The sequence below is a fragment of the Cryobacterium luteum genome (assembly GCF_900110125.1).
In the GTDB taxonomy this organism is placed as follows: Bacteria; Actinomycetota; Actinomycetes; order Actinomycetales; family Microbacteriaceae; genus Cryobacterium; species Cryobacterium luteum.
Window position 1 is genome coordinate 19,702 of the sequence record NZ_FOCN01000004.1, and the last position, 24,344, is coordinate 44,045.

Below are 24,344 nucleotides of genomic sequence, written 5' to 3' on the forward strand. Positions count from 1 at the left end.
ACGAGAACCGGAAGGCCGGTTACAGCAGATCAAGCTCCGGTGAAGGTCTCCACATTGGAGATCTCGACGGTGATCTCCTTGCCGTTCGGCGTGGTGTAACTCGTCTTCGCGCCGACCTTGAGGCCGATAATCGCGGTGCCGAGCGGGCTCTGCTCGCTATACACATCGAGGTCGCTGTTGGCGGCAATCTCGCGGCTGCCGATGAGAAAGCGGCTCTCGTCGCCGGCGATGGTGGCCGTGATCACGGTGCCCGGCATGACGATGCCGTTGCTCTCCGGGGCGTGACCGACTTCGGCGGTGCGCAGCAGCAGGGTGAGCGTGCGGATGCGCGCCTCCATCTTGCCCTGCTCTTCCTTCGCCGCGTGGTAGCCGGAGTTCTCCTTGAGGTCGCCCTCTTCCCGGGCGGATTCGATCTTCTTCGCGATGTCGATCCGGCCAAAGTTGCTCAGTGTCGCCAGTTCCGTTGCGAGGCGGTCGTGGGCCTCCTGAGTTAGCCAGGTGACCGTTGTGTCGGTTGTCACGAGTGATCTCCCTTAATGCGCTCGAGCGCGGAAAGGCCCGGAGGCCGCGCAGATACGGTCGACGCCCCGACGATTGTCGAGGCGAATACGTCAGTTTAGGTCAGCCAGCACTCGTAAATCAAACCCGTGTTGCTCAGGTCCGTGGTGCGCAGAAGCTCGGTGAACGAGCGGTTGTACAGCGTCGACGGCGGCAGATCGATGATCTTCCAGCCGACCACAGAATAGCTCTCGTTGAGGGCCTGAACCGCGCAACTCGCCGTGCGGTTCACCGGAAGCGCCACCTCGAAGGTGACGCTCACCGTGTGCTCGTCGATGATGGTGTGCCCGATATCGCGCGCCTCGATTTGAGTGGATGCTCCATCGAGCCCGGTCCACAGCACCCACGCTCCCAGCACCAGCACAAAAATGCTGCCCAACCCCCACAGAATTCGACGGTCGCGTCGCTTGCGGGAGGGCGTGCGCCCATACCGGGATTGAATCATTCCGCTCTCGATCGGCGCTGGGGCGGCCAAGTCATCCGATTCGTCGAGGCGGTTGGGCTCGGGGCTCGGTTGAATTCCGGCAGGCGTGCTGTTGAGGGGCACTGGTGATTCACACTTTCACGGGAGCGATTAGGCTGGTAACTAGGTTATCTGGCCTAAGGTTATCCGGCATTCCTGAGGAGTATGGTGACGCTGCGATTGATGGCTGTGCATGCCCATCCCGACGACGAGTCGAGCAAGGGTGCTGCGACCTACGCCTACTACCGCAGCCGCGGCGTCGAAGTGCTCATTGTGAGCTGTACCGGCGGTGAACGCGGCAGCATCCTGAACCCCGCCCTCGAGGGCCACGCCATGGCCGACCGAGACATGGCGGGCCTCCGCCGCGTCGAGATGCTGGCCGCACAGCAGGCCCTCGGTGTGCAGCATCGCTGGCTCGGCTTCGAAGATTCCGGCATGAATGACGACAAATCGGTGCCGCCGAACTCCTTCGCCGCTATCCCGCTGGAATATTCGGCCGAACCGCTCGTCACCCTTGTGCGCGAGTTCCGGCCCCAGGTGCTGGTCACCTACGACGAAAACGGCGGCTACCCGCACCCCGATCACATTCGTTGCCATGAGGTCTCCCTCGAAGCGTTCCGCGCAGCCGCCGACGCCGACCGGTATCCGGAATCCGGTGCGCCGTGGCAGATCGACAAACTGTACTACGACCGCATCTTCAACCTCGAGCGCATCGACGCGATGTACCTCGCGTTGAGCGTGGCTGAGCCGGATTCTCCGCTCCTCGAACCCCTCGGCGCGGCGCGGGAACGTATGGAGAATTACCCGAATTTCGCCACCACTCACGTTCCGGCCGGGGACTTCCTCGAAGTGCGCGACGCGGCCCTGCGCGCGCACGCGAGCCAGGTCTCACCCGACAGCAGCTTCTTCTTCTGGCCCAACGATCTCGTGCGCGAGGCCTGGCCGTACGAAGACTTCCAACTCGTCGAATCGAAAGTAGACACCGTCATGCCCGAATCTGATCTCTTCGCCGGAATTCAGGACGACGAATGATCTCGCTGATCACCGTCGTGCTCGCCGCCACCCCCACCCCGGACCCTGATTTCGACCCGAACACGGTCACCCCCGGGGTCGTCGGGTTCGTGGTCTTCTTCCTGATCGCGGTGGCTACCCTGCTGCTGTGTCTCGACGTTGTCCGGCGCATCCGTCGCACCACCTATCGCGCAGAGATCAAGGAACGCCTCGACGCCGAACTCGCGGCCCGCGACGCCGAACCCGACGCACCGCGCGACGACAAGACCGAGTAGTCGCACTTGCCCCGTTACGGGTAGAGCGGATGCGTGGCGATCAGCAGGATCGCCGCGAAATGACACAGAAATGCCACAACCGTGAGGGTGTGGAAGATCTCGTGGAAGCCGAAGACCCCCGGAACCGGGTTGGGCTTCTTGAGCCCGTAGACCACCGCACCGACCGTGTAGCAGAGGCCGCCGACCAGAATTAGCGTCATCATGGTGGCGTTGGCCTGGAAAAAGTCCACGATGAACAGCAGCGCGCCGTAGCCGAGCACCAGGTAGAGCGGCACGTACAGCCAGCGCGGGGCGTGGATCCAGAACACCCGAAAGAGGATGCCCAGCCCGGCTCCGCCCCACACCAGCCAGAGCAGCAGGGTTGCCTTCTCCGGCGGCAGCGCGAGCACGGTGATCGGTGTGTACGATCCGGCGATTAGCAGGAAGATGTTGGCGTGGTCGATGCGCTTGAGAATGATGCGGGTGCGCGGCTGCCAGTTGAACCGGTGATACAGCGCCGAATTGCCGAACAACAGCATCGAACTGAGCACGAAGACGGCCGAACTGATCTTCGCCGCCGAGCCTTCGGCGAGAATCAGCAGCACAATGCCGGCCACGATCGTCACGGGAAAAGTTCCCGCATGAATCCAGCCGCGCCAGGTCGGTTTGACGTCCTCCGGATGGGCGTCAGCCGCCTCGATCAGTGGCAGATTAGGGATATCGTGCTCGGTGGCCATGCTGCAAGGATACGACAGGGCCAGGCCGGCGTGCCCCGAACCCTCGCCGGAGTGGACTAGCGTAACTGTGTGCAGAAACCCCAAGTCCCCTCAGCGCGCGGCCTCCTCTACAGGCTCTATCAGCGTCGGCTGAAGCGCGGGCTGACGACGGAGCACCTGCCGCGCCACGTGGCCATGATCATCGACGGAAACCGTCGTTGGGCCCGGCAGCTGGGCTTTCAAACGGCCGCACACGGGCACCGGGCCGGTGCCGCCAAGATGCGCGAATTTCTGGAGTGGTGTGACGACCTCGGAATTTCGGTCGTCACCCTGTACCTGCTTTCCTCCGACAACCTCACCCAACGCCCGAGTGACGAACTCGCCGATCTGATCGAGATCATCGCCGATCTTGCCGAGGAACTGTCGCACTACCGCAATTGGCGGGTGCAGCAGGTGGGGTCGAAGGCCGGACTGCCCCTTCCGCTGGTCGCAGCGCTCGATGCAGCGGATGCCCGCACGAGCGGTCATTCCGGACTGCACGTTAATCTCGCGGTCGGCTACGGCGGCCGAACCGAGATCACCGACGCGATGCGCAGCATCGTCGCCACCCACCACGCGCACGGCGGCACGCTGGAGGACCTCGCGGAGACCCTCACACCCGAACTGATCGGCCAACACCTGTACACCGGTGGTCAGCCAGACCCCGACCTGGTCATTCGCACCTCGGGCGAGCAGCGGCTGAGCGACTTCATGCTCTGGCAGAGCGCGCACAGCGAGTTTTACTTCGTGGAAGCCCTTGGACCAGACCTTCGGCAGATCGATTTTCTGCGGGCTCTCCGGGATTTCTCGCGGCGCCAACGTCGGTTCGGCGGGTAGACCGCGTCTCTTGGGGCGACACAGCTGGGGGAGTATTTTTTGACAACCGATTGGACCAGCTCCTATGACTTCACTCCTGAGCTTCACCGACGGTTTTCGTGACGAGCCCGGCTACCTCGACTTCGGCCGCGTCGGCCCGCTCTCCGAGGTAGTCGTCGCCGAGACGCTCGGCCAGACCGAAGTGCTCTCCCGCGCCCGCTATGGCAGCCTCGACCACCTCGTCGAGCAGGATCTGCGGGCCCGCACCGGGGTATCCGCTCTCACCGGCTTCACGCCGGACCAGGTCGTGCTGCAGCCCAACACCAGTTCGGGACTGATGCAGGCCATGTTCGGCCTGACCGGCAGCGTGCTGCTGTCCGCCGGGGATTTTCCCAGCGTCCCGTTCGCGGCCGTGCGGGCCGCCGAGGCCCTGCACGTGGTCACCCCACTCTGGTTGGAGACGTTGCAGGGCCGCGTCACTCCCGGTCAGATCCGCGACCAGCTCACCCCGGCTGTCGCGGCCGTCGCGGTCTGCCTCGTCGACTCTCGCACGGGGTACCGTGCCGATCTCGACGGCATCCGCCAAGTCATCGGCGACCGACTGCTCATCGTCGATGCCATCCAGGGCTTCGGCGTTGTCGACGCCGCCTACGAAGCAGCGGATGTCGTCGCCTCCGGTGGTCAGAAATGGACCAGAGCCGGCTGGGGCACCGGTTTTCTCGCCCTCAGCGATCGAGCGCTCGAACGACTCGTTCCGGTGTACTCCGGCTACGTCGGCACCGATACCGACGACCCCTGGGACGAAGTCCCCCCGCCCAGCCACAGCGCCCGTGCGTTTCGGGTGACCAATGGTGATGCTATCGCCCAGGCCCGGTTTGCCGCCGCCCTGGAACAGACCAGTGATGTCGGTGTGGACGTGATCCAGGCCGCCATGAATGACAACGTCTCCCAGATCATCGAACTCGTCGACGAATTCATCATCGACATCGTCTCGCCCCGCGATGCGCGGGAACGCGCCGGCATTGTCGTGCTCGAGCCGCCGGCGGAATTACTGACCACCCTCGTGGCGAGCCTGCACAACCACGGCATCACCGCGACCACCCGCGGAACCACCGTGCGATTGAGCGTGCACGCGGCCCTCGATCCCGATACGGTGACCATGCTGAGGGGTGCCCTCACCGCCTACGCTCTCGCAGCCACGTACTAACAATCTTCCGGTGTAGACCGAGGGTCTGCCCCAACGTCAGGTGAACGACAGATTTCCGTGGGCGTGTCGGGTTCCCTTTTGCACCCGCAAGACGTAGCGTCTCTTGCATCAGGTACGGCACCTGATCGAGACGGCCATATAAGTACGGCTCGAGAATTGCTTGATGGCCAGCTCGCCAAAGTGATCCGCGTCCTCGTGGCGCAGGGTGGGAGTGGCTGTGACCGACGTTCGAAATGACGGCGCGAGAACCGACCTTAATGCGACTGACCGGGTGAAGACATCCGCTTCGCAAACCGAGCGCACCTTTGTGCTGGACACCTCGGTGCTTCTGTCAGATCCGAAAGCGATTTTCCGCTTTGCCGAGCACGCTGTGGTATTGCCCGTGGTGGTGATCAGCGAACTGGAGTCCAAGCGCAACGACCCGGAGATCGGTTATTTCGCCCGGCAGGCGTTGCGCAACCTCGACGAGCTGAGGCTCAAGCATGAGCGCCTCGACTTCCCGATTCCGGTCGGCGAGGGCGGCAGCCTGCGAGTAGAACTGAACCACTCCAACATGTCGGTGTTGCCGTCGGGCCTGCAACTGGGCGACAATGACTCCCGCATCCTCGCCGTGGCGCTCAACCTGGCCAACGACGGGATGACCGTGACCGTCGTCTCCAAGGACCTGCCGCTTCGGGTGAAGGCTGCGTCCCTCGGCCTCGCTGCTGATGAGTACCGGCACGAACTCGCCGTGGATTCCGGCTGGACCGGCATGGACGAGATTACCCTCAGCGCTGAGCAGATGAGTGTGCTCTACGACAAGGAGACACTCGACTCACGCACGGTGCAGGACATGCCGATCAACACCGGCCTGGTCATCCACTCCGACCGCGGGTCGGCCCTCGGCCGGGTCACCGGCCGGGGCACGCTCAAGCTGGTGCGCGGCGACCGGGACGTCTTCGGACTGCACGGCCGCTCGGCGGAGCAGCGGCTCGCCATCGACCTGCTGCTCGACCCGGAGATCGGCATTCTGTCGCTCGGCGGGCGGGCCGGAACCGGGAAGTCGGCGCTCGCCCTGTGCGCGGGCCTGGAAGCGGTGCTGGAACGCCAGCAGTACCGCAAGATCATGGTGTTCCGGCCGCTGTATGCGGTCGGCGGCCAGGACCTCGGCTTCCTGCCGGGGGACCAGGGCGAGAAGATGGGGCCGTGGGCGCAGGCGGTCTTCGACACCCTCGGGGCGATCGTGTCGGAGAATGTGGTCGAGGAGGTGATGGAGCGCGGCATCCTCGAGGTGCTGCCGCTCACCCACATTCGTGGCCGCAGCCTGCACGATGCCTTTGTCATCGTCGATGAGGCGCAGTCACTCGAACGCAACGTGCTGCTGACCGTGCTGAGCCGCATCGGTCAGAACTCGCGCGTGGTGCTCACCCACGACGTCGCCCAGCGGGACAATCTGCGGGTCGGCCGCTTCGACGGCGTGGCCAGCGTGATCGAAACGTTGAAGGGGCATCCGCTGTTCGCGCACATGACCCTGACCCGTTCGGAGCGCAGCGCCATCGCAGCCCTCGTGACCGAGATGCTGGAGGGCAACGAAGTCATGTAGCGGAAGACAGCAAACCGCCCGGCTCCTGTCAGAGGCCGGGCGGTTTGTCTTGCTGCTGCTACTTCTTCTGCGGCGGACGCGTCATGCTGAGCACGTCGAGGGCCGTGTCGAGCTCGGCGAGCGTCAGGTCACCGCGTTCGACGTGGCCGAGGGCGATGACCGACTCCCGCACGGTGAGGCCTTCGGCCACGGCCTTCTTGGCCACCTTGGCGGCGGCTTCGTAGCCAATGACTCGGTTGAGCGGTGTGACGATCGACGGCGACTTCTCGGCCAGCGCACGCGCGTGCTCGAGGTTGGCGACGAGGCCGTCGACGGCCTTGTCGGCGAGCACGCGGGTCGCGTTGGACAGCAGACGGATCGACTCGAGCAGAGCGGTTCCCATCACCGGGATGCCGACGTTGAGCTCGAACGAGCCCGAAGCGCCGGACCAGGCGATGGTGGCATCGTTGCCGATGACGCGGGAGCACACCATGAGCACGGCTTCCGGAATGACCGGGTTGACCTTGCCGGGCATGATCGAGGAGCCGGGCTGCAGGTCGGGAATGTTGATCTCGCCGAACCCGGTGTTGGGGCCTGAACCCATCCAGCGCAGGTCATTGTTGATCTTGGTCAGCGAGACGGCGATGGTGCGCAGGGCGCCGGACGCGTCGACGAGGCCGTCGCGGTTGGCCTGGGCCTCGAAGTGGTCGCGCGCTTCGGTGATCGGCAGTTCGGTCTCGGCGACGAGCAGTTCGATGACGAGCTGCGGAAAACCGTAGGGCGTATTGATGCCGGTGCCGACCGCGGTTCCGCCGAGGGGAACCTCGGCGACGCGCGGGAGTGCCGTGCGGATGCGCTCGATGCCGAGGCGCATCTGGCGGGCGTAGCCGCCGAACTCCTGGCCGAGGGTGACCGGGGTGGCGTCCATCAGGTGCGTGCGGCCGGCCTTGACGGCCTCTTTCCACAGTTCGGCCTTGGCCTCGAACGCGACGGCGAGGTGATCGAGCGAGGGAATGAGCTCGTCGATCAGGGCGCTCGTGACGGCGATGTGCACGGAAGTGGGGAACACGTCGTTGGAGGACTGGCTCGCGTTCACGTGGTCGTTCGGGTGCACCGGGCGGCCGAGAGCGCGGGTCGCGAGGGTCGCGATGACCTCGTTCATGTTCATGTTCGACGAGGTGCCGCTGCCGGTCTGATACACGTCGATCGGAAACTCCGTGTCGTACCGGCCGGTGATGACCTCGTCGGCGGCCGCGGCGATCGCGTCAGCGATGTCCGCATCGAGCACCCCGAGCTGGGCGTTCGCGAGTGCCGCGGACTTCTTGATGCGAGCCAGGGCCGCGATCTGCGCGGACTCCAGTGTGGAGCCCGAGATCGGGAAGTTCTCCACGGCTCGCTGCGTCTGGGCACCGTAGAGCGCGTCCGTTGGAACGCGGACCTCACCCATCGTGTCGTGTTCGATCCGGTAGCCGGCGTTTGCGGAGGTGTCCACCACTGTGTGCATTCCCTTTCGGTGCTGTATGAGGGTCGTGCTGTGCGCAACGGGTGCGCGATAAAAAAACTCCGTGGGTCTAGAGGAGACCCACTCGGATGTGAGGATCGGCGTGCCCTTCGCGAAGAACGTAGTTTGCACCGACGATAGCCAATGTACCTTCTGCGATGGCCGCGCTGATCACCTCGGACTGTTCGAGCAATTCGGTGACCGTGTCTTTGAGGTGTTCCCGGCCCACCTGACCGGCATCGATCGTGGTTGGCTCGACGAAAGCGGATGCCGGCTGCCCGCTCACGCGCCGCACCGCCGGGACGATCTTCTCGATCACGTGCGCGATATGAACGGGCAGGGCCGGGGCATCCGGGCTTTGCGAATCGATCGCGGCGCGCACCGCACCGCACTCGTCGTGGCCGAGCACCAGAATGAGCGGAACGTGCAGCACGGCTACGGCATATTCGAGCGAACCGAGTACGGATTCCGAGATGATCTGGCCGGCGTTGCGCACGACGAACAGGTCGCCGAGGCCCTGGTCGAAGATGATCTCGGCGGCGAGGCGGGAGTCGCTGCAGCCGAACAGTGCGGCGTGCGGGGTCTGCTGGCCGACGAGCTCGGCCCGCCGGTCGACATCCTCGCGGTGGCGGGGGGTGCCGGCGACGAAGCGCACGTTGCCTTCGCGCAGTTCGTTCCAGGCCTCGGCCGGCGATGGGGGAGTCGTCCAGGTGCGGTTCATTCGGCGGCGTTTTCTGTCACGTTGGCGGCCAGCGCGGTCGCGAGGGTCTCAAAGTCGCCGGTGGGTGCCGTGCCGATCAGCACGTAGGTGCTCGCGCCGGCGGTCGTGACCAAGGCGTAGTCGAAATTGCCTCGATCAGCCTCCGCCGCGCTGTTGCGGTAGACGTCCCAGGTGACGCCGGCGATGCTGGCAGTGTCGACGACGGGCGAGTCGGGGAGTTTTTGGGCGAGCCAGGTGGGGTTCGCATCAAAGGCCTGGCTCATACCGATGAACTGGTTGTCGGGGGTGAGCAGTCCGATGTACCAGGACGGCACCTGGCCGTTGGTTCCGGCCTGCCACTCGGCGATGTTGGCGCTCCACCCTTCGGGCAGCTCGGGGCTGGCGAGGGCATGGTCGACGACCGGTTGCAGTTGGGCGGCCACACTCGCATAGTCGATGTCGCGGGTGATCGGGTTGTCGTTGCGCGGAACCAGGAGAACGAGCACGAGTACGGCGCCCACCGTCACGAGCAGGGAGAGCACCAGGTTGTTCACCGTTTTGTGCGAGCGGTACTTGCGCGAGTTCTCGGCGAGTCGCTCGGCGGTCTCCTGCGGAGTCTCCGGCCGGCCCAGTTCGGCGACGACGCGCGGCGGCTTGGGGGCGCGGTTCATCTGGTGGTCGCGGAATCGTCGCTCGCGGGCGTCGTCGCTGCCAGACGGGCGGCATCGAGTCGGGCTTTCGCCCCGATCAGCCATTCTTCGCAGCGGTGGGCGAGGGCTTCGCCGCGCTCCCACAGCGCGAGCGACTGTTCCAGCGTGCTCGAACCCTGTTCGAGCTCGTTGACCACGCGGATGAGCTCATCGCGGGCCTGTTCGTAGCTGAGTTCACTGGTGTCTGCGGCAGGCGAGGTCATGGCATCCATTCTATTTAGGTCAGGGCGGTGGCGGGCACGGCGGCGGGCACGGCAGCGTTCGCGGTGGCGGGTACCGTGCCGCTGGCCAGGGTGAGTAGCAGCTCGGTGCCGGCCGGGGCGCCGCCGGCGCTGCGCAGCACCTGCCCGCCGGGCAGCTGGGCGATCGCGTAGCCACGATCGAGGGTGCCCTGCGGCGACAGCGCGCGCAGCTGGGAGCGCAGTTCCACCACGGCGGACCCGGCGCGCTCGAGAACGCGCCCGGTCAGTTCGGCGCCGCGAGCCACATAACGGGTGAGGTCTTCACTGCGGGAGTCGATGATCCAGCGCGGGTCGACGAGCGCCGGTCGGCTGCGCAGCTGCGAGATCCGGTCGATCTCCGATGAGAGGATGCCGGTGAGCCGGCTGCTCAGGCGTGCCCGCGCCTGCTGCACCCGGTTCAGTTCGTCGCTGACGTCGGGAACGACGCGCTTGGCGGCATCCGTCGGGGTGGAGGCTCGCAGATCGGCCACCTCGTCGAGCAGGGGGCGGTCGGCCTCGTGCCCGATCGCGCTCACCAGCGGCGTGACGCAGGCGGCTGCGGCGCGCACAAGACCCTCATCGCTGAAGGTCAGCAGGTTCTGAAAGTCGCCGCCGCCGCGGGCGACGATGATCACATCGACCTCCGGGTCGGCGTCGAGCCTCTGGATCGCGCTGGTCACCTCACCGACGGCGCGATCGCCCTGCACCGCAGCGTGCGCAACCCGAAAGTTCACGGCCGGCCAGCGCAGCTGGGCGTTGCGAATGACATCTTTCTCAGCGTCGGAGTCCTTGCCGGTGACGAGTCCGATGCAATGCGGTAAAAACGGCAGCCGCTTCTTGCGGGAGGCGTCGAACAGGCCCTCGCTCGCGAGCTGCTTGCGCAGCCGTTCGAGCCGTTCGAGCAGATCACCGAGCCCCACATGCCGCATCTCGAAGGCTTGCATGGTGAGCGTGCCGCCCTTGACCCAGAAGTTGGGCTTGACCAGCGCGACGACGCGGTCACCGGCCTTGAAATCGTTGCCGAGCTTGGCACGCACCGACGACCAGATCGTGAAGCTCACGGTGGCGTCTTCAGAAAGGTCTTTGAGCTTGCCGTAGACGTTGCCGCCGCTCGCGCCCCATTGGGTGATCTCACCCTCGACCCACACCATGCCGAGACGTTCGATATAGCCGCGGATTTTATTGGAGAGCAGGGCGACCGGCCACGGTGTTTCGACGGTGGCGGGGGCATCCGTCATGCGGTGGTCCTGGTGTTGCTGCTGATCGTGGCGCTGGCGTGGGGCACAGGCGGGTCCTCCCAGAGTTCTTCGGTCGTGCGTGCGTAGACTGAAGCGGTGAACACCAGCATGCACACCCAAACTAAGCCGACCGCTATCGGCCTGGGTATGCCGCGCATTCCCAGCGCTCGCAACAGGCTTAAGGATACCCCCGTGGTCGGACACAAGCGGGTGCTGCTCGCCGCCCCGCGCGGTTACTGCGCCGGAGTCGATCGAGCGGTCATCGCCGTTGAGAAGGCGTTGGAGCACTATGGCGCCCCGGTCTACGTGCGCAAGCAGATCGTGCACAACATCCACGTGGTCTCTGAGCTCGAGAATCTCGGCGCCATCTTCGTCGACGAGGTTGACGAGGTGCCGCACGGCGCGCACATTGTCTTCAGCGCCCACGGCGTCTCCCCGGCCGTCGTCAACGCCGCAGCCGAGCGTGGACTGCAGGCCATTGACGCGACCTGCCCGCTCGTGACCAAGGTGCACCGCGAAGCCGTGCGCTTCGCCCGTGACGATTTTCAGATTCTGCTGATCGGCCATGAAGGCCATGAAGAGGTGGAGGGCACCGCCGGGGAAGCTCCGGAGCACACCACCCTGGTCGGCAGCCCCGACGAAGCCGACACCGTCGTGGTACGCGATCCCGACCGCGTGGTCTGGCTGTCGCAGACCACGCTCAGCGTCGACGAGACCATGGAGACCGTGCGTCGGCTGCGGGCGCGGTTCCCCAATCTGCAGGATCCGCCGAGCGACGACATCTGCTACGCCACCCAGAACCGCCAGGTGGCCATCAAGAAGGTCGCTCGCGACTCCGACCTGGTGATCGTGGTCGGTTCCGCCAACTCGTCCAACTCGGTGCGCCTGGTCGAGGTCGCCTTGGAATACGGCGCGAAGGCGGCGTATCGCGTCGACTTCGCGAGCGAGGTGAAACAGGAATGGCTCGACAACGCGACGACCGTCGGGGTGACGAGCGGGGCATCCGTTCCCGAAGAACTCGTCGACGAATTGCTCGAAGCTCTCGCCGACGCCGGCTACAGCGATGTGGAACAGGTCAAGACCGCCGAAGAAGATCTGATCTTTTCGCTGCCCAAGGAGCTGCGCAAAGACCTTTCCGGTGAAACGGATGCCCGCGCATTCGGCGGGCGCGCCGCCGCCGCTGAATAGACGGGCGAGTAGAAGCCGAAGTCGCCGGCGCGGCCGTTACTGGCGGCTGAGGAACTCGATCAGGGTCGGGTCGTTGAGCATTGCGGCGAGCATGAACGCGAACAGTGCCACGATCGACACCGCTCCGCCGATAATGGGCACGTAGAAGGCTCGGCGGTGTTGCAACAGCAAGCGCACTGATACCGCGGTGGTAGCCAGCCAGACGAACACAACGAGAATAGCCCCCGCCGTTGTCAGTGTTCCGATGCCGGCCGCCGGCGTGTACGTCCCGAGGTTCTGCTGCGTGTAGATCAGCTGCATGGCGTCGGGGAGCGCCCCGAGCGAAAACGCGCCGTACAGGGTGACGAGAAGCCCGAAGGTCAGCAATCCGATCGTTAGCGGCCGGTCCCAGCCGGGCGCGGTGCGTTGGCCGGTTCGCCTCGACGGTGGCGGCGTCGACGGGAAGGCCGGATGGTTCCTGAGGGGTGGTGTACCCGCTCCCGCCCCGGCGGTGGGGGAGGGAGCGGGTGAAGCCCGGTCTTCGTCCTGCGGCGGTTGCCAGGTCCAGCCTTCAGGGGCGAGTTCGCCGTACTGTGGGCGCGGGCGCGGGTCTTTCGCGGGGGGAACGGAGTCCGGCTTCTCGGTCATAATTCAACTACTGTCATTGCTCTAACTGTTGTCGTTGCGCTAACTGTTCGAGTGCCCGGCGGAACCGAGCTGGCGGGTGGAATCGACGACGCGGGCGGCCATGGCCGACTCGGCCACCTTGCCCCAGGCGCGCGGGTCGTAGACCTTCTTGTTGCCGACTTCGCCGTCGACCTTGATCACGCTGTCGTAGTTCTTGAGCATGTAGTCGGCGATGGACCGGGTGAAGGCGTACTGGGTGTCGGTGTCGATGTTCATCTTGACGACGCCGTTGGCGACGGCTTCAGCGATTTCGGCGTCGGTCGAGCCGGAACCGCCGTGGAAGACCAGGTCGAGCGGCAGCGCAGCGAGCCCGAATTTGGCCGAGAGCCCGGTCTGAATCTCCCTGAGCAGTTCCGGGCGCAGCTTCACGTTGCCGGGCTTATAGACGCCGTGCACGTTGCCGAAGGTGAGAGCGGCCATGTAGCGGCCCTGCTCGCCGAGGCCGAGGGCCTCGACCATTTTGATCGCGTCGTCGAGGGTCGTGTAGAGATTCTCGTTCACGTCGGCCTGTACGCCGTCTTCTTCGCCGCCGACAGCGCCGATCTCAACTTCGAGAATGGCGTTGATCGCGCGGGTGCGCTTCAGAATGTCGGTGGCGATCTCCAGGTTCCTGTCCAGCGCGATGGCCGAACCGTCCCACATGTGCGACTGGAAGATGGGGTGGCCGCCATCGGCCACCGCCGACTCGGAGGCTTCGATGAGCGGAATAACGAAGTCACCCAGTGCGCCCTCCGGGCAGTGATCGGTGTGCAGTGCCACGGTGATCGGGTAGTTGTCGGCGACGGAGTGCGCGAACCGGGCGAAGGCGAGTGCGCCGGACGCCCGGTTTTTCACCGTGTGGCCAGCGAAGTAGTCGGCGCCGCCGGTGGTGACCTGGATGATGCCGTCGGATCCGGCTTCGGTGAGGCCCTGGAGAACGGCATTGATGCTCTGCGACGATGACACGTTGAACGCCGGGTAGGCGAACCCGCCCGTCTTCGCTTTGTCGAGCATGGCGGCGTACTGGTCGGGGGTTGCGATGGGCATTGCTTCTCCTCGAGAGTGTGCGGGGGTGTGACCCGAGTCTAGCCAAGCCCGCCTCGGTGCGGTCGGTCGCGATAAGGTGACTCGGGCGGACAATCCGCGCGACCCGCCGCGCATCCGTCGTATTCGAAGTCGAACTAACGTCCGGGAGGACCTTTTGAACAGCACCGAGACCGCCACTCTCTTTCAACACCCCGACCGTAACCTCGCCATGGAGCTCGTGCGTGCCACCGAGGCCGCCGCCATCCGCGCCGTGCCCTTCATCGGCCGCGGCGACAAGAACGCCGCAGACAAAGCCGCCGTCGACGCCATGCGCGCCTTCCTCGGCACCGTCAATTTCGACGGCCTCATCGTTATCGGTGAGGGCGAAAAAGATGAAGCCCCCATGCTCTTCAACGGTGAGCACGTCGGCAACGGCCGCGGCCCGGCCTGCGATATCGCCGTGGACCCCATCGACGGAACCAGCCTCACGGCCGCCGGCCGCCAGAACGCCGTCTCGGTCATCGCCGTCTCGGATCGCGGCACCATGCTCGACGCCTCCTCGATCTTCTACATGGACAAGATCGTCACCGGTGCGGCCGGGCGCGGCGTCGTCAGCCTCGACCAGTCGATCGCCGACAACATTCGCGACCTGGCTCAGGCCATGAAGAAGCCGATCGGTGAAATGACCATCGCCGTACTCGACCGCCCGCGCCACGCCGGCCTGATCGATGCGATTCGCAGCGCCGGCGCCGGAACCCGCCTCATGCTCGACGGTGACGTGGCCGGCGGCATCAACGCCGCCCGTTACGAGACCCGCATCGACATGTGCGTCGGTATCGGCGGAAGCCCGGAAGGCATCACCACGGCCTGCGCCCTCAAAGCGCTCGGCGGTTACATGCAGGGACGCCTCGCCCCCAAGGACGACGCGGAACGTGCCCGCGGCGTCGCGGCCGGCCTCGACATCGACAAGCTGCTCGAGATCGACGACATGGTCAGCGGCGACAACACCTTCTTCGTGGCAACCGGCGTCACCGATGGCGGACTCGTCGACGGTGTGCGTCGCAAGGGTCCGATGATCCGCACCGAGAGCATCGTTCTGCGTTCGCGTTCGGGCACGGCACGTCGGGTCATCGCGGAGCACCTCGCCGAGAAGTGGCTGTAAGCGCTACTTCCCCGGTGTAACCGAAACTGCACGTCCCGGTCTGTTCGTTCATGCTCGGGGCGTGCAGTTGTTGGTTTGCACCTCTGACGTCGTGGTCGCCCTACACGTGGACCTCGTAATCAGATTCGTCGACATCAGCGAGACGCCGGTTGATCACGCTGTGCCTCGCCTCATTCAACTCGGCACCGTTCAGCTCAACGTCGTCCTGTCGAACGGGCAGGTCCAGCTCGTCGGAAACGGATGCCGGCGCCTCCAGCTCGGGCGCGGTCAGCTTGCGCGGGGAATCGTGGATGATCGCCGGTTCGGTGAGCAGCCCGATCTTGGTCTGATCGATCCCGGGAAACTGCCGGGCGGTCACGAGTACCCGGGACTCCAACGAGTTGGCGAACTTGTTGTAGCTGTCCACCGTGCGCTCGAGTGCTTTGCGCAACGATTCGGCGTGCCCGCTCAGCGCACCGAGCCGCTGGTACAGGGCATTGCCGAGGTCGAACAGCTTCTGCGCCTCGTCGGTGACCGCCTGCTGCTGCCAGGTGAACGCCACCGTCTTGAGCACCGCCCACAGGTTCACCGGCGATGCCAGAGCCACCCGCTTGCTGAACGAGTAGTCGAGAATCGACGGATCGGCTTCGAGCGCCGCCGACAGCAGCGACTCGCTCGGGATGAACGCGATCACGAACTCCGGGCTCGCATCGAAGCCTTCCCAGTAGGTCTTCTTGGCGAGCGCATCGATGTGGGCGCGCACGGCCTTCACATGCTTGTCGATCAGCAACTTGCGGCGTGCGCCCTCCTCGCCGGTGGCGGTATAGGGAATGGTGCTGGCTTCGATGTAGTGCTCGAGCGGCACCTTGGCGTCGATTGCGATCGACTTGTTGCCGGGCAGGCGCACGACCATGTCGGGGCGGCCGAGGCCGGCATCCGTTGTGATGTTGGTCTGGGTGTTGAAGTCAACATACTGAGCGAGGCCGGCCGCTTCGACCACGCGCCGCAACTGGGTCTCACCCCAGACGCCGCGGGTGCTGTTGGAGCGCAGCGCGCTCGCGAGCGACTCGGTGGTCACCCGAAGTTGCTGATCGGAGATCTGTGCCTGCTTGAGCTGCTCAGACAGCGAGCCGTACTGTTCGCTGCGCTGCGTCTCGAGCTCGGTGACCTTCTCCTGCATGGTGCGCAGGGTCTCCCGCACCGGGCTGAGTGCTTCTAACACGAGGTGTTCCCGCTTCTCCCGCTCGGACTGCAGCTGCTGGTCGGAGCGCTGCCGTTCAACTGTTTCGCGCGCCGTGGCGCGGTCGTGGTCGATCTGGGCGGTGAGGCCATCGACCGTTGCGAGGGCAGCCGACAATTCGCTCTGCAGGGCCGCCCGCACGGTTGCCTCGCTCGCCCGGGCCTCGGCGAGAGCAACCTGGTGACGTGCCTCCACCACGGCCGGGTCGAGGGCTCCCTCGGCGGCACCCTCGGTGCGACGACGTTGCAGCAGCATGGCCGACAGGGCGCCCACAGCGGCACCGACGATCAGACCGACAATCAAACTCAGCAGTGGATCCATGCATTAAGTCTGCCAGCGCCCACCGACATTACCGGAATGACACTCGGACCAGCCGAATTGCTGAACAAGAAGCTAGTTGAGCGCCATCGGCCCGTGTGTCGACGCGTGCTCCTGGGTGGCGACCGGCCCGATCACGCCCACCTTGACCCGGGTCACGTGGGCGAGCTGCTCGAGCGTGTCGGCCTCGTGACGTGCGGCCGCGTGAATCATGATGGCCGCGCAGGCCTCGGCGTCAGCGAGCGCGTTGTGGTGCGAGAAGTCTTCAAAGCCCGCCGCCATGGCTGCGACCGGTAGTCGATACGACTCCAGGTGGTAGGTGCGGCGGGCCACCTGCAAGCTGCAGATGTAGCGAAAGTCGGGCACCGGCTGGCCCGTTACGAGCGACGCCGTCTTGATCACGCCGAGGTCGAAACCGGCGTTGTGGGCGACCAGATAATCGTCACCGACGAAGGCGACCAGCTCGGGAAGCTGCTGCGCCCAGGTGGCCGCACCCACGACATCCGCTGCGATGATGCCGTGGATGCGGGTGTTCCATTCCGAGAAGGCATCGTGGCCGGGCGGCGGCTGAATGAGCCAGTAGGCCGAGTCGACGACCACGCCGTCACGCACTTTCACCAGGCCGACCGAGCACGCCGAGGCGCCCGAGGAGTTGGCGGTTTCGAAGTCGATCGCGGTGAAGTTCAGCACATCTTATGGTCTCACGGGCCACCGACACGAGACGCCGACACGGCCTGCGGCGGCGCGGCCGGTAGAATAATCTCTCGTGGCTCTTACAATTGCAATCGTCGGACTCCCCAATGTGGGCAAGTCCACCCTCTTCAACGCGCTGACCAAGAACAACGTGCTCGCGGCGAACTACCCGTTCGCAACGATCGAGCCCAACGTTGGAATCGTGAACCTCCCCGATTCGCGCCTGGCTGATCTCGCAACCATCTACGGCAGTAAGGCCCTGCTGCCGGCCCCAGTGTCGTTCGTCGACATCGCCGGCATCGTGCGGGGCGCGAGCGAGGGAGAGGGGCTCGGCAACAAGTTCCTCGCCAACATTCGCGAAGCGGATGCCATCGCCCAGGTCATTCGCGGATTCGCCGACCCCGACGTGGTGCACGTGGACGGCAAGGTCAACCCGGCCGGCGACATGGAAACCATCAACACCGAACTGATCCTCGCCGACCTGCAGACCCTCGAGAAGGCTGTGCTGCGCTTCGAGAAAGAGGTCAAGGGCCGCAAGCTGCCCGCGATCGTGCTGGAGACCGCGCTCAAGGCGCAGGCCATTCTCGACGGCGGCCAGCCGCTGTCGTCGGCCACGCTCGATATCGAGCCGATTCGTGAGCTCGGCCTGCTCACCGCGAAGCCGTTCATCTACGTCTTCAACGTCGACGAGGCGGTGCTGCAGGACCAGGCCAAGCTCGACACCCTCGCTGCGCTCGTCGCTCCGGCGAACGCCGTGTTCCTCGACGCCAAGCTCGAGAGTGAGCTGAGCGAACTCGACGCCGAAGACGCCGCGGAGATGCTCGCCTCGACCGGTCAGGCCGAGAGCGGTCTCGACCAGCTCGCCCGCATCGGCTTCGACACCCTCGGCCTGCAGACGTACCTCACGGCCGGCCCGAAGGAGTGCCGCGCCTGGACCATCCACAAGGGGTGGACCGCACCGCAGGCCGCCGGAGTCATCCACACCGACTTCCAGAAGGGCTTCATCAAGGCCGAGATCTTCTCCTTCGACGACCTTATGGAAGCCGGATCGATCGCCGAGGCCCGCTCCAAGGGCAAGGCCCGCATCGAGGGCAAAGAGTATGTCATGCAGGACGGCGACGTGGTCGAGTTCCGCTTCAACGTCTAGCGTTATTGACGCGATGCGTTATGCACTGATCGTGTGATCAGGTCATTCGGTACCACAGGCACTGCAAAGATCTGGCACGAGCAGTATGTCAAGGGTGTCATGGGGTGAACTGGCCGATTCGCCGTCGAGTTCAGGTTCAACGTCTAGGCTCGAGCTCGCCTCATGCATCACCACAGCATCATCGACAGAAGGAGCCTACCGTGCCCGTCATTGCCATCATCGGAGCCGGACCAGGACTCGGCGCAGCCGTTGCACGCCGGTTCGGGCGCGAAGGCTTCTCCATCGCCCTGATCGCCAGGAACCAGTCGAAACTAGACGTCATGGCAGCCGAGCTCACCGCTGTCGGCTTCACCGCCAGTGCGTACGCTGCGGATGTCCGCACGCCGGCGTCGCTCGAAGCTGCCCTTGCGCGTGCCGCGGCCGAGCTCGGGCCCATCACCGCACTGCAGTACAGCCCACTTCCGTCCCGTGAGTATCTGAAACCGGTGCTCGACCTGACTCCGGAGCTGGCCCTGGAGGCCCTGCAATTCTCGGCCCTTGGGCTCATCCACGCGGTGCGTGCGGTGCTCCCGACGATGCGGCAGGCGGGTAGCGGCAGCATCATCATGATCAACGGCGGCACCTCCGTGAAGGCCCGCGCTGGATTCGCCGGGACCTCGATCGCCTTCCCCGCCGAGAGCGCCTACGGCGAGATGCTCCACGATGCCCTCGAGGACGAGGGCATCCGGGTCAACCAACTGGTGATTCCCGGCGGCATCCCCCAGCTTCAGTTGCCCAACGGCATCGACGACGTCGCTGATCGCATCTGGGCCCTCCACGCCAGTGCCGGTCCGTTCCGCACCATGCTTATCCCCCTCGAGGACGGACGGGAGTAGGGCACGCAGAAGTATCACACGCATCTGAACCTGACCGGGGCCTGTATTATCCCTGATGGCACTCCGATTTGCGGAGTCGTGAAAGGTGAAGTGCAGATGGCCGCAAATGGAATGTACGTCGTGCTCCAGATCGTGCTCAAAGAGAAATTTTTGGGTACGGGCTCCGGAAATCTCACGGAGTTGGAGGACTCAATCAACAAGCAGGCTGCGCTCGGCTATCGACTGCACACCATTACAACCGCGGCGGCGGGCAGTAAGGGTTTCGGCGGCGGCGACCGTATCCAGGCGACGCTGGTGTTCGAACGGATCGTGTAGCGTTCGCCGCTCGGGTAAGAGCGAATCTGAAGGCAGGGCGCCCTTGCTGCACGTCAGAGGCGCGCCCCTTCGGCCGGTTTGAAACGCTGACGCCGGCGCAGTGCCACAATGGGCGCATGACCACACTGCACCTCACCGGCGATGCCGCTGCCGACGCCCTTCTCAGCGAGAACCCGTTCGCCCTGCTCGTGGGCATGCTGCTCGACCAGCAGATTGCCATGGAGACCGCCTTCGCCGGCCCGGCCAAGATTCGTGACCGCATCGGCGCCCTCGTCCCTGCCATGATCGCCGACTACGAAGCGGATGCCTTCATCGACGTGTTCCGCCAGTCGCCGGCCGTGCACCGGTTTCCGGGCTCCATGGCCAAACGCGTGCAGGAGGTCGCCGCGGTCATCGTGAGCGACTGGAACGGCGACACGGCGTCGATCTGGACCGCCGACAATCCCACCGGCGCCGAGATCCTCCGACGGCTCAAAGCCCTGCCCGGGTTCGGCGAGCAGAAGGCGAAGATCTTTCTCGCACTCCTCGGCAAACGGTTCGGGGTCGACGCCGACGGCTGGCGCGAAGCATCCGCACCCTACGGCGAAGACGGGGCCTACCGGTCGGTGGCCGACATCGTCGATCCCGAATCGCTGACTCGGGTGCGCGCGACCAAGCGGGCCGAAAAGGCAGCCGCGAAGGCGTAGTCTCGCGGGGTGGGCCCTCATTTTAGCGAACAGACATTCGACTTTCTCGACGAACTCGAGCATCGCAACGAACGCGAATGGTTCCAGGAACACAAACCGGTCTACGAAGTCGAGTTGAAGGAGCGGATGCTCGCCGTCATCGAAGTGCTCAACCTGGCGCTGGGCGAATTCGCCGCTGACTGCGTGCGCCCACCGAACAAGTCCATGCTGCGCATCTACCGTGACGTACGGTTTTCCAACGACAAATCACCGTACAAGACTCATCTGGCCGCGCACTGGCCGCCCCGCGGGCTGGAGAAGGCGGGCGGAGCCGGATACTTTCTCCAGGTGGGCGTGCACGGCGTCATGCTGGCCGGCGGCGCTTATAGTCCGCAACCGCCGCAGCTGCGCGCCATCCGTGACTATGTGCTGGGCCACCACCTGAAGCTGCGCTCCCTGCTCGCCACGCCCGCCCTCACGACGATGGCGCAGCCGTTCGGCGGTAACAAGCTCATCCGCCCGCCGCGCGGATTTCCGGTCGAGCATCCGGCGGCCGACCTGCTGCTGAACCGCAGCTGGGCGCTGGTCGCCCACCTGCCCGGCGATGTGGCGCTCGATGAGAATTTCACCGACCTGGTCATCGAGCGGTTTCGGGCGTTCGCGCCGGTCGTTGATTTTCTCAACATTCCGCTGGCCACCGCCACCCCGCTCGAGCAGGAGACCGCGACGGGCCGGCGACGCTTGGCCTGAAACCGGCAGAGCGGATGCCGCGGGCCGCGATATCTCGCGACCGGCGGCATCCGCTTGAGAGCAGCGCCGTGATGCTCAGATCAGCGCCGTGATGCGGCTCAGGACCTGCTCCGGAACCGCCTGGTGCGGCACCTCGCCCACCAGAAAATCGCCCTCCGGCAGCGGGTCGGCGTCGGTCGACCAGAAGTCCGTTCCGATCACCGCCCCGCGCAGCGCGCTGCCGTGCAGCTCGACCCGATCGTCGTGCCGCTGGCCGAGCGCCCACCGGTAGTGGTCGGTCACGTTGGCGATCGGCGAGTACGTCGACAGCGGCACCGGCTCAAGAACGGGGCCGCGGTCATCGAGCAGAACCGCGATCAACGGAAGCGCGGCGAATCCGCGCAGCCAGTCAGCGACATACATCGAAGCGTTCTCGGCATTATCGGCGTCGAGCGCCAGGACGTCGTCCGACCCTGAAAACGGATGCGTGCGCGCCAGCCACTGCATCGGTGACGGAATCTGCAGAACGACCGGCACCCGCTGGGTTTGACTGAACACCGTAGCCAGTTCGACGACGGATGCCGTCGTCTCCGCATCGTTCAGCAGGGTGCGCAGGGCATAGCCGGTGCGGGATTTCGCGCCCATGGCGGACTGCAACGCCGGATCGGCGGCGACCCGCTGGGCGTAGTACCGGTCGAGGCTGAGCAGCGCCAGGTCAGACCCCAGCACGCCCTGAACCTGGCCGAAGAAATTCGCGTAGGCCATCGGCTCCTGCCACGGCACCGGCTTGCCCTGCAGAAAGACGGTTTGGGCATAGTCATGGCTGTCGAGCACCACCGCTCGGCGGCGGCCCGAGGTTGGCTCAGCGAGGAGGTCAGTCAGCGAAAGTGTCACGGTGTCTCCCATCAATCAAGCAATCAGTGAATCACGTCGTTCGAGCAGCGGCTGCGGGGCCGTAAGGAGACGGCCCCGCAGCCGGGTCAGCGGGTGTTGATCAGGATTTGTGCTCGACCACCTCGCCGTATTTCTCCTCGAGTTCCCGCACACGGGCCTCGAGCTTGCTGATCTTGAGCACCCGACGATCGGGAACCATGATCAGCGGAAGGTCCTCGAGCCTGCCCTTGACCCGTTCCGGCTCGAGTCCGCCCCAGTGGGTGGCGATGAGGTTCTCGTCGTCGTCCTGACCCCACGACCCGAAGTACAGCAGGTCGGCCGGCGGCTCTTCCTTCACGAAGTTCTTCACGAACTCCTTGTAGGGCGTGCCGCGGGAGATGCGGTCGCGGCGCATCTGCGCCCGCAACGCCACCGTCTGATCCTCGTGCACCACGTAGGTACCGGGTTCCCAGACCACGCCGTACATGGTCGAGGCGGTGTGGGCGCTGATCCGGTCGAGTTCGAGGTCGGTCACCACGAGCTCGGGGTCGCGTTCGAGCACATCGCCGTAACCACCACCGGCTCCCTGGGCGATCATGTAGAGCTCGCCCTCCTTCGCCACGTCGAACTGCAGGCCCATGTGCGCCGACTGATAGTCGCCGCCCTCAAACGGCTGCTCGTTCATCACTCGTTCCATCGACAGGTTGAACTGGGAGGGATCCTTCTGGATGATGTCGTAGATGTTGACGTTCTTCACCATCGCGAGCGGGTACACCGGGCAGCCGTAACCGCCGAACATGCCCGGCACCGACGAGAACTTCGACCCGCTCGTGACGGTCATGAAGCCCCAGCTGGGGGTGCCGCGAGAGGCGACGATCATCTCGTACCCCATGCCGCCGCGAAACTTGCCGAAGCCCTGGTTGTCGCGCACCAGACGCTTGCTGACGAGCTGGAGGAAGGGGACTTCTTCTTCCATCACTTCCTGCTCGCCGATGTCGGCCATGGCGCAGAACAGCGGGGCCACCGCGTCTTCACCATCACGGAACGCCTTCGCGCCGCCGCCCATGCCGTTCAGGTCGGCGCACAGGTTGCCGACCTGCTCGCCGTTCTGTGTGGTGCCGCCCCAGAGAAAGTCGTTGATCTGGTTGAACCAGGGTGCGACGACGTTGGAGTATTTCTGCGGTGACGAGAACTGCATCTTGGCAAAGGCGGTCTGCAGGGCCGAGAAACCGCGGAAGGAAGCCTGCAGCGACTGACCCACGGGAGCGTCGTAACCGGCATCCGCCCAGCTGTGTTCTTCGGTGATGACCTCGATCGGTGACAGGGCTCCGGTCGAGCGGGGCAGGTCGGGCCACCAGTACGACAAAATGGCCTGCGCCATGAACGACTTGGTCGAGGCGAGGGGGGAGTTGATGGCGCGGTTGAGAATCTCCGGGCCGGTGCCGGTGAGATCCACGATCATGCGTTCGCCCTTGATGGTGATCTTGCAGGCGAACTTGATCAGGATGTTCTCTTTGAGGGTCGAGTCGACGAACTGGTTGAAGGTCACGGTGCCGTCGGGCAGTTCGCCGATGCGGCGACGCACCTCGGTCTCGACGTCTTCCACGGTGACCCGCAGCGAGGCGACGAACGTCTCCTGCCCGACCTCGTCGATCAGCCGGTCGACGGTGTCCATGATGCGCTTGACGGCACCCATCTTCACCTTGATGTCGGCGAGCATGAGCTTCGGGTCACGCGTGGAGTGCTGCAGAAAAGTCAGCAGGTCGCGGCGCAGGTGACCCCTCTCCACAATCTTGATCGGCGAGGCCCGCAGGCCGTCGTCGAACGGGGTCTCGGAGCCGCTGGGCATACCGCCGGGTTCGCAGGCGCCGTTCTCACCCTCGTGAATGGTCGCACCGACCCAGGCGATGATGATACCGCCGCGAATGACCGGCACCAGCATGGACTGGTCGGTGTTGTGCACCATGCCGAAGCGCGAGTCGTTGTGGAAGAAACCGTCACCCTCGTTGATGCCGACGGTGGGTTCGTCCTTCCAGTTCTTCATGATGTAACGGATGGGGTGGTGCAGCACCGCGGAGAAGGCGATCACGCCGCGGTTGGAGAGGTAGGTGACGTCGCCCTCGGCCGTGTAAACGGCGCAGGACAGGTCGGCCCACTTGGCGCCGGGCGCCGCGCCCATGCTCTCGCACATCTCGAAGGCCTCGTCGAGGGCGCCGGCCAGGCGCTTACGGATGCGGTCGATCTCGAGTGGGTCGATGCCCTGCGCGATGCATTCCTCCTCGTAGGCGGTGCGCGGCATGATCTCGTGGTGGCGCATGATGGCCGGGTCAGGTCCGAGGAAGAGGGTCGTCTCGTCCATGAATTTGTCGACCCACTGCTGTTCCTGGTCGGTCAGCAGCTGGGTTGCGTCGTCGTCGTTTCCGCTGGTGGGCACGAACTCGTCGGTTGTCAGTGTCATGGTGCTCAAGCTCCTTTGCTTATGCGAGGTGTTACG

At 65.1% G+C, this 24,344-nt stretch carries 26 protein-coding genes; 12 read left to right on the forward strand and 14 right to left on the reverse strand.

What is annotated here, in order from left to right:
* Nucleotides 1–29: 29 nt before the first annotated feature.
* Complete coding sequence (gene greA, locus BMW72_RS05815; RefSeq protein WP_092108235.1) at nt 30–521, reverse strand: transcription elongation factor GreA; 492 nt, start codon at nt 519–521, stop codon at nt 30–32.
* A gap of 95 nt (nt 522–616) precedes the next feature.
* The gene (locus BMW72_RS05820; RefSeq protein ID WP_092108237.1) at nt 617–1,105 is read right to left on the reverse strand and encodes a DUF4307 domain-containing protein; all 489 of its coding nucleotides are present in this window, start codon (nt 1,103–1,105) and stop codon (nt 617–619) included.
* A gap of 81 nt (nt 1,106–1,186) precedes the next feature.
* Between BMW72_RS05820 and mca the strand changes: the two genes are divergently transcribed.
* Both mca and BMW72_RS05830 read left to right on the forward strand, forming a co-directional pair.
* Complete coding sequence (gene mca, locus BMW72_RS05825; RefSeq protein ID WP_241983887.1) at nt 1,187–2,053, forward strand: mycothiol conjugate amidase Mca; 867 nt, start codon at nt 1,187–1,189, stop codon at nt 2,051–2,053.
* A complete protein-coding gene (locus tag BMW72_RS05830; protein ID WP_092108239.1) occupies nt 2,050–2,307 on the forward strand; it encodes a hypothetical protein in 258 nt (85 codons plus the stop codon). Before mca ends, BMW72_RS05830 begins: the two co-directional genes overlap by 4 nt.
* Before the next feature lie 14 nt (nt 2,308–2,321).
* On the opposite strand, the gene trhA is transcribed toward BMW72_RS05830, so the two are convergent.
* The gene (trhA, locus tag BMW72_RS05835) at nt 2,322–3,023 is read right to left on the reverse strand and encodes a PAQR family membrane homeostasis protein TrhA (RefSeq protein WP_092108241.1); all 702 of its coding nucleotides are present in this window, start codon (nt 3,021–3,023) and stop codon (nt 2,322–2,324) included.
* Between the two features lie 69 nt (nt 3,024–3,092).
* Between trhA and BMW72_RS05840 the strand changes: the two genes are divergently transcribed.
* The 3 genes from BMW72_RS05840 to phoH2 all read left to right on the forward strand — a co-directional run bounded on the left by BMW72_RS05840 (nt 3,093) and on the right by phoH2 (nt 6,646).
* Nucleotides 3,093–3,878, forward strand: a complete 786-nt coding sequence (locus BMW72_RS05840) for an isoprenyl transferase (protein WP_092108243.1) — start codon at nt 3,093–3,095, stop codon at nt 3,876–3,878.
* 64 nt (nt 3,879–3,942) lie between these two features.
* The gene (locus BMW72_RS05845) at nt 3,943–5,064 is read left to right on the forward strand and encodes an aminotransferase class V-fold PLP-dependent enzyme (RefSeq protein WP_092108245.1); all 1,122 of its coding nucleotides are present in this window, start codon (nt 3,943–3,945) and stop codon (nt 5,062–5,064) included.
* Nucleotides 5,065–5,335: 271 nt separating this feature from the next.
* Nucleotides 5,336–6,646 carry an RNA 5'-3' helicase PhoH2 gene (gene phoH2, locus BMW72_RS05850; protein ID WP_241983907.1) on the forward strand — a complete coding sequence of 437 codons (1,311 nt, stop codon included), beginning with the start codon at nt 5,336–5,338 and terminating at the stop codon, nt 6,644–6,646.
* Nucleotides 6,647–6,704: 58 nt separating this feature from the next.
* On the opposite strand, the gene BMW72_RS05855 is transcribed toward phoH2, so the two are convergent.
* The 5 genes from BMW72_RS05855 to xseA all read right to left on the reverse strand — a co-directional run bounded on the left by BMW72_RS05855 (nt 6,705) and on the right by xseA (nt 10,995).
* Entirely contained in the window at nt 6,705–8,129 is a 1,425-nt protein-coding gene (locus tag BMW72_RS05855; RefSeq protein WP_092108247.1) for a class II fumarate hydratase, read from the reverse strand.
* A gap of 67 nt (nt 8,130–8,196) precedes the next feature.
* Nucleotides 8,197–8,847 (reverse strand): carbonic anhydrase, encoded by a 651-nt coding sequence (locus BMW72_RS05860; RefSeq protein WP_092108249.1) that lies wholly within the window; start codon nt 8,845–8,847, stop codon nt 8,197–8,199.
* Entirely contained in the window at nt 8,844–9,497 is a 654-nt protein-coding gene (locus tag BMW72_RS05865) for a DUF4245 domain-containing protein (RefSeq protein ID WP_092108251.1), read from the reverse strand. Before BMW72_RS05865 ends, BMW72_RS05860 begins: the two co-directional genes overlap by 4 nt.
* Nucleotides 9,494–9,748, reverse strand: a complete 255-nt coding sequence (locus BMW72_RS05870; protein WP_092108253.1) for an exodeoxyribonuclease VII small subunit — start codon at nt 9,746–9,748, stop codon at nt 9,494–9,496. The genes BMW72_RS05865 and BMW72_RS05870 overlap by 4 nt, the downstream gene beginning before the upstream one ends.
* Before the next feature lie 5 nt (nt 9,749–9,753).
* Nucleotides 9,754–10,995 carry an exodeoxyribonuclease VII large subunit gene (gene xseA / locus BMW72_RS05875; protein ID WP_092108255.1) on the reverse strand — a complete coding sequence of 414 codons (1,242 nt, stop codon included), beginning with the start codon at nt 10,993–10,995 and terminating at the stop codon, nt 9,754–9,756.
* A gap of 147 nt (nt 10,996–11,142) precedes the next feature.
* Here xseA and BMW72_RS05880 point away from each other — a divergent pair, with 147 nt between their 5' ends.
* The gene (locus tag BMW72_RS05880) at nt 11,143–12,183 is read left to right on the forward strand and encodes a 4-hydroxy-3-methylbut-2-enyl diphosphate reductase (RefSeq protein WP_092108625.1); all 1,041 of its coding nucleotides are present in this window, start codon (nt 11,143–11,145) and stop codon (nt 12,181–12,183) included.
* Between the two features lie 36 nt (nt 12,184–12,219).
* Here the strand turns inward: BMW72_RS05880 and BMW72_RS18355 are convergent, their stop codons facing one another.
* Entirely contained in the window at nt 12,220–12,810 is a 591-nt protein-coding gene (locus BMW72_RS18355) for a DUF6264 family protein (RefSeq protein ID WP_134450360.1), read from the reverse strand.
* A 39-nt stretch (nt 12,811–12,849) separates the two neighbouring features.
* Entirely contained in the window at nt 12,850–13,875 is a 1,026-nt protein-coding gene (gene fbaA, locus BMW72_RS05890; protein WP_092108259.1) for a class II fructose-bisphosphate aldolase, read from the reverse strand.
* 208 nt (nt 13,876–14,083) lie between these two features.
* Between fbaA and glpX the strand changes: the two genes are divergently transcribed.
* Nucleotides 14,084–15,016, forward strand: a complete 933-nt coding sequence (gene glpX, locus BMW72_RS05895) for a class II fructose-bisphosphatase (RefSeq protein WP_092108627.1) — start codon at nt 14,084–14,086, stop codon at nt 15,014–15,016.
* A gap of 100 nt (nt 15,017–15,116) precedes the next feature.
* On the opposite strand, the gene BMW72_RS05900 is transcribed toward glpX, so the two are convergent.
* Together BMW72_RS05900 and BMW72_RS05905 are read right to left on the reverse strand one after the other, a co-directional pair.
* Entirely contained in the window at nt 15,117–16,556 is a 1,440-nt protein-coding gene (locus BMW72_RS05900) for a DNA recombination protein RmuC (protein WP_092108262.1), read from the reverse strand.
* 72 nt (nt 16,557–16,628) lie between these two features.
* On the reverse strand, nt 16,629–17,243 hold the full coding sequence (locus tag BMW72_RS05905) for an exonuclease domain-containing protein (protein WP_092108264.1): 615 nt from the start codon (nt 17,241–17,243) through the stop codon (nt 16,629–16,631).
* A gap of 76 nt (nt 17,244–17,319) precedes the next feature.
* Between BMW72_RS05905 and ychF the strand changes: the two genes are divergently transcribed.
* From ychF to BMW72_RS05930, 5 genes are all read left to right on the forward strand, one after another.
* Nucleotides 17,320–18,393, forward strand: coding sequence for a redox-regulated ATPase YchF (gene ychF / locus BMW72_RS05910; RefSeq protein WP_092108266.1), 1,074 nt, complete (start codon nt 17,320–17,322; stop codon nt 18,391–18,393).
* Between the two features lie 200 nt (nt 18,394–18,593).
* Entirely contained in the window at nt 18,594–19,268 is a 675-nt protein-coding gene (locus BMW72_RS05915) for an SDR family NAD(P)-dependent oxidoreductase (protein WP_092108268.1), read from the forward strand.
* 96 nt (nt 19,269–19,364) lie between these two features.
* Nucleotides 19,365–19,583, forward strand: coding sequence for a DUF4177 domain-containing protein (locus BMW72_RS05920; protein ID WP_174721742.1), 219 nt, complete (start codon nt 19,365–19,367; stop codon nt 19,581–19,583).
* Between the two features lie 116 nt (nt 19,584–19,699).
* The gene (locus tag BMW72_RS05925) at nt 19,700–20,269 is read left to right on the forward strand and encodes an HhH-GPD-type base excision DNA repair protein (RefSeq protein WP_092108272.1); all 570 of its coding nucleotides are present in this window, start codon (nt 19,700–19,702) and stop codon (nt 20,267–20,269) included.
* A gap of 9 nt (nt 20,270–20,278) precedes the next feature.
* Complete coding sequence (locus BMW72_RS05930) at nt 20,279–20,998, forward strand: DUF2461 domain-containing protein (RefSeq protein WP_092108274.1); 720 nt, start codon at nt 20,279–20,281, stop codon at nt 20,996–20,998.
* A 75-nt stretch (nt 20,999–21,073) separates the two neighbouring features.
* Here the strand turns inward: BMW72_RS05930 and BMW72_RS05935 are convergent, their stop codons facing one another.
* Nucleotides 21,074–21,871: a hypothetical protein gene (locus BMW72_RS05935; protein WP_092108629.1), complete on the reverse strand. Its 798-nt coding sequence runs from the start codon at nt 21,869–21,871 to the stop codon at nt 21,074–21,076.
* 100 nt (nt 21,872–21,971) lie between these two features.
* A complete protein-coding gene (locus tag BMW72_RS05940; RefSeq protein ID WP_092108276.1) occupies nt 21,972–24,308 on the reverse strand; it encodes a hydantoinase B/oxoprolinase family protein in 2,337 nt (778 codons plus the stop codon).
* Between the last annotated feature and the right edge of the window lie 36 nt (nt 24,309–24,344).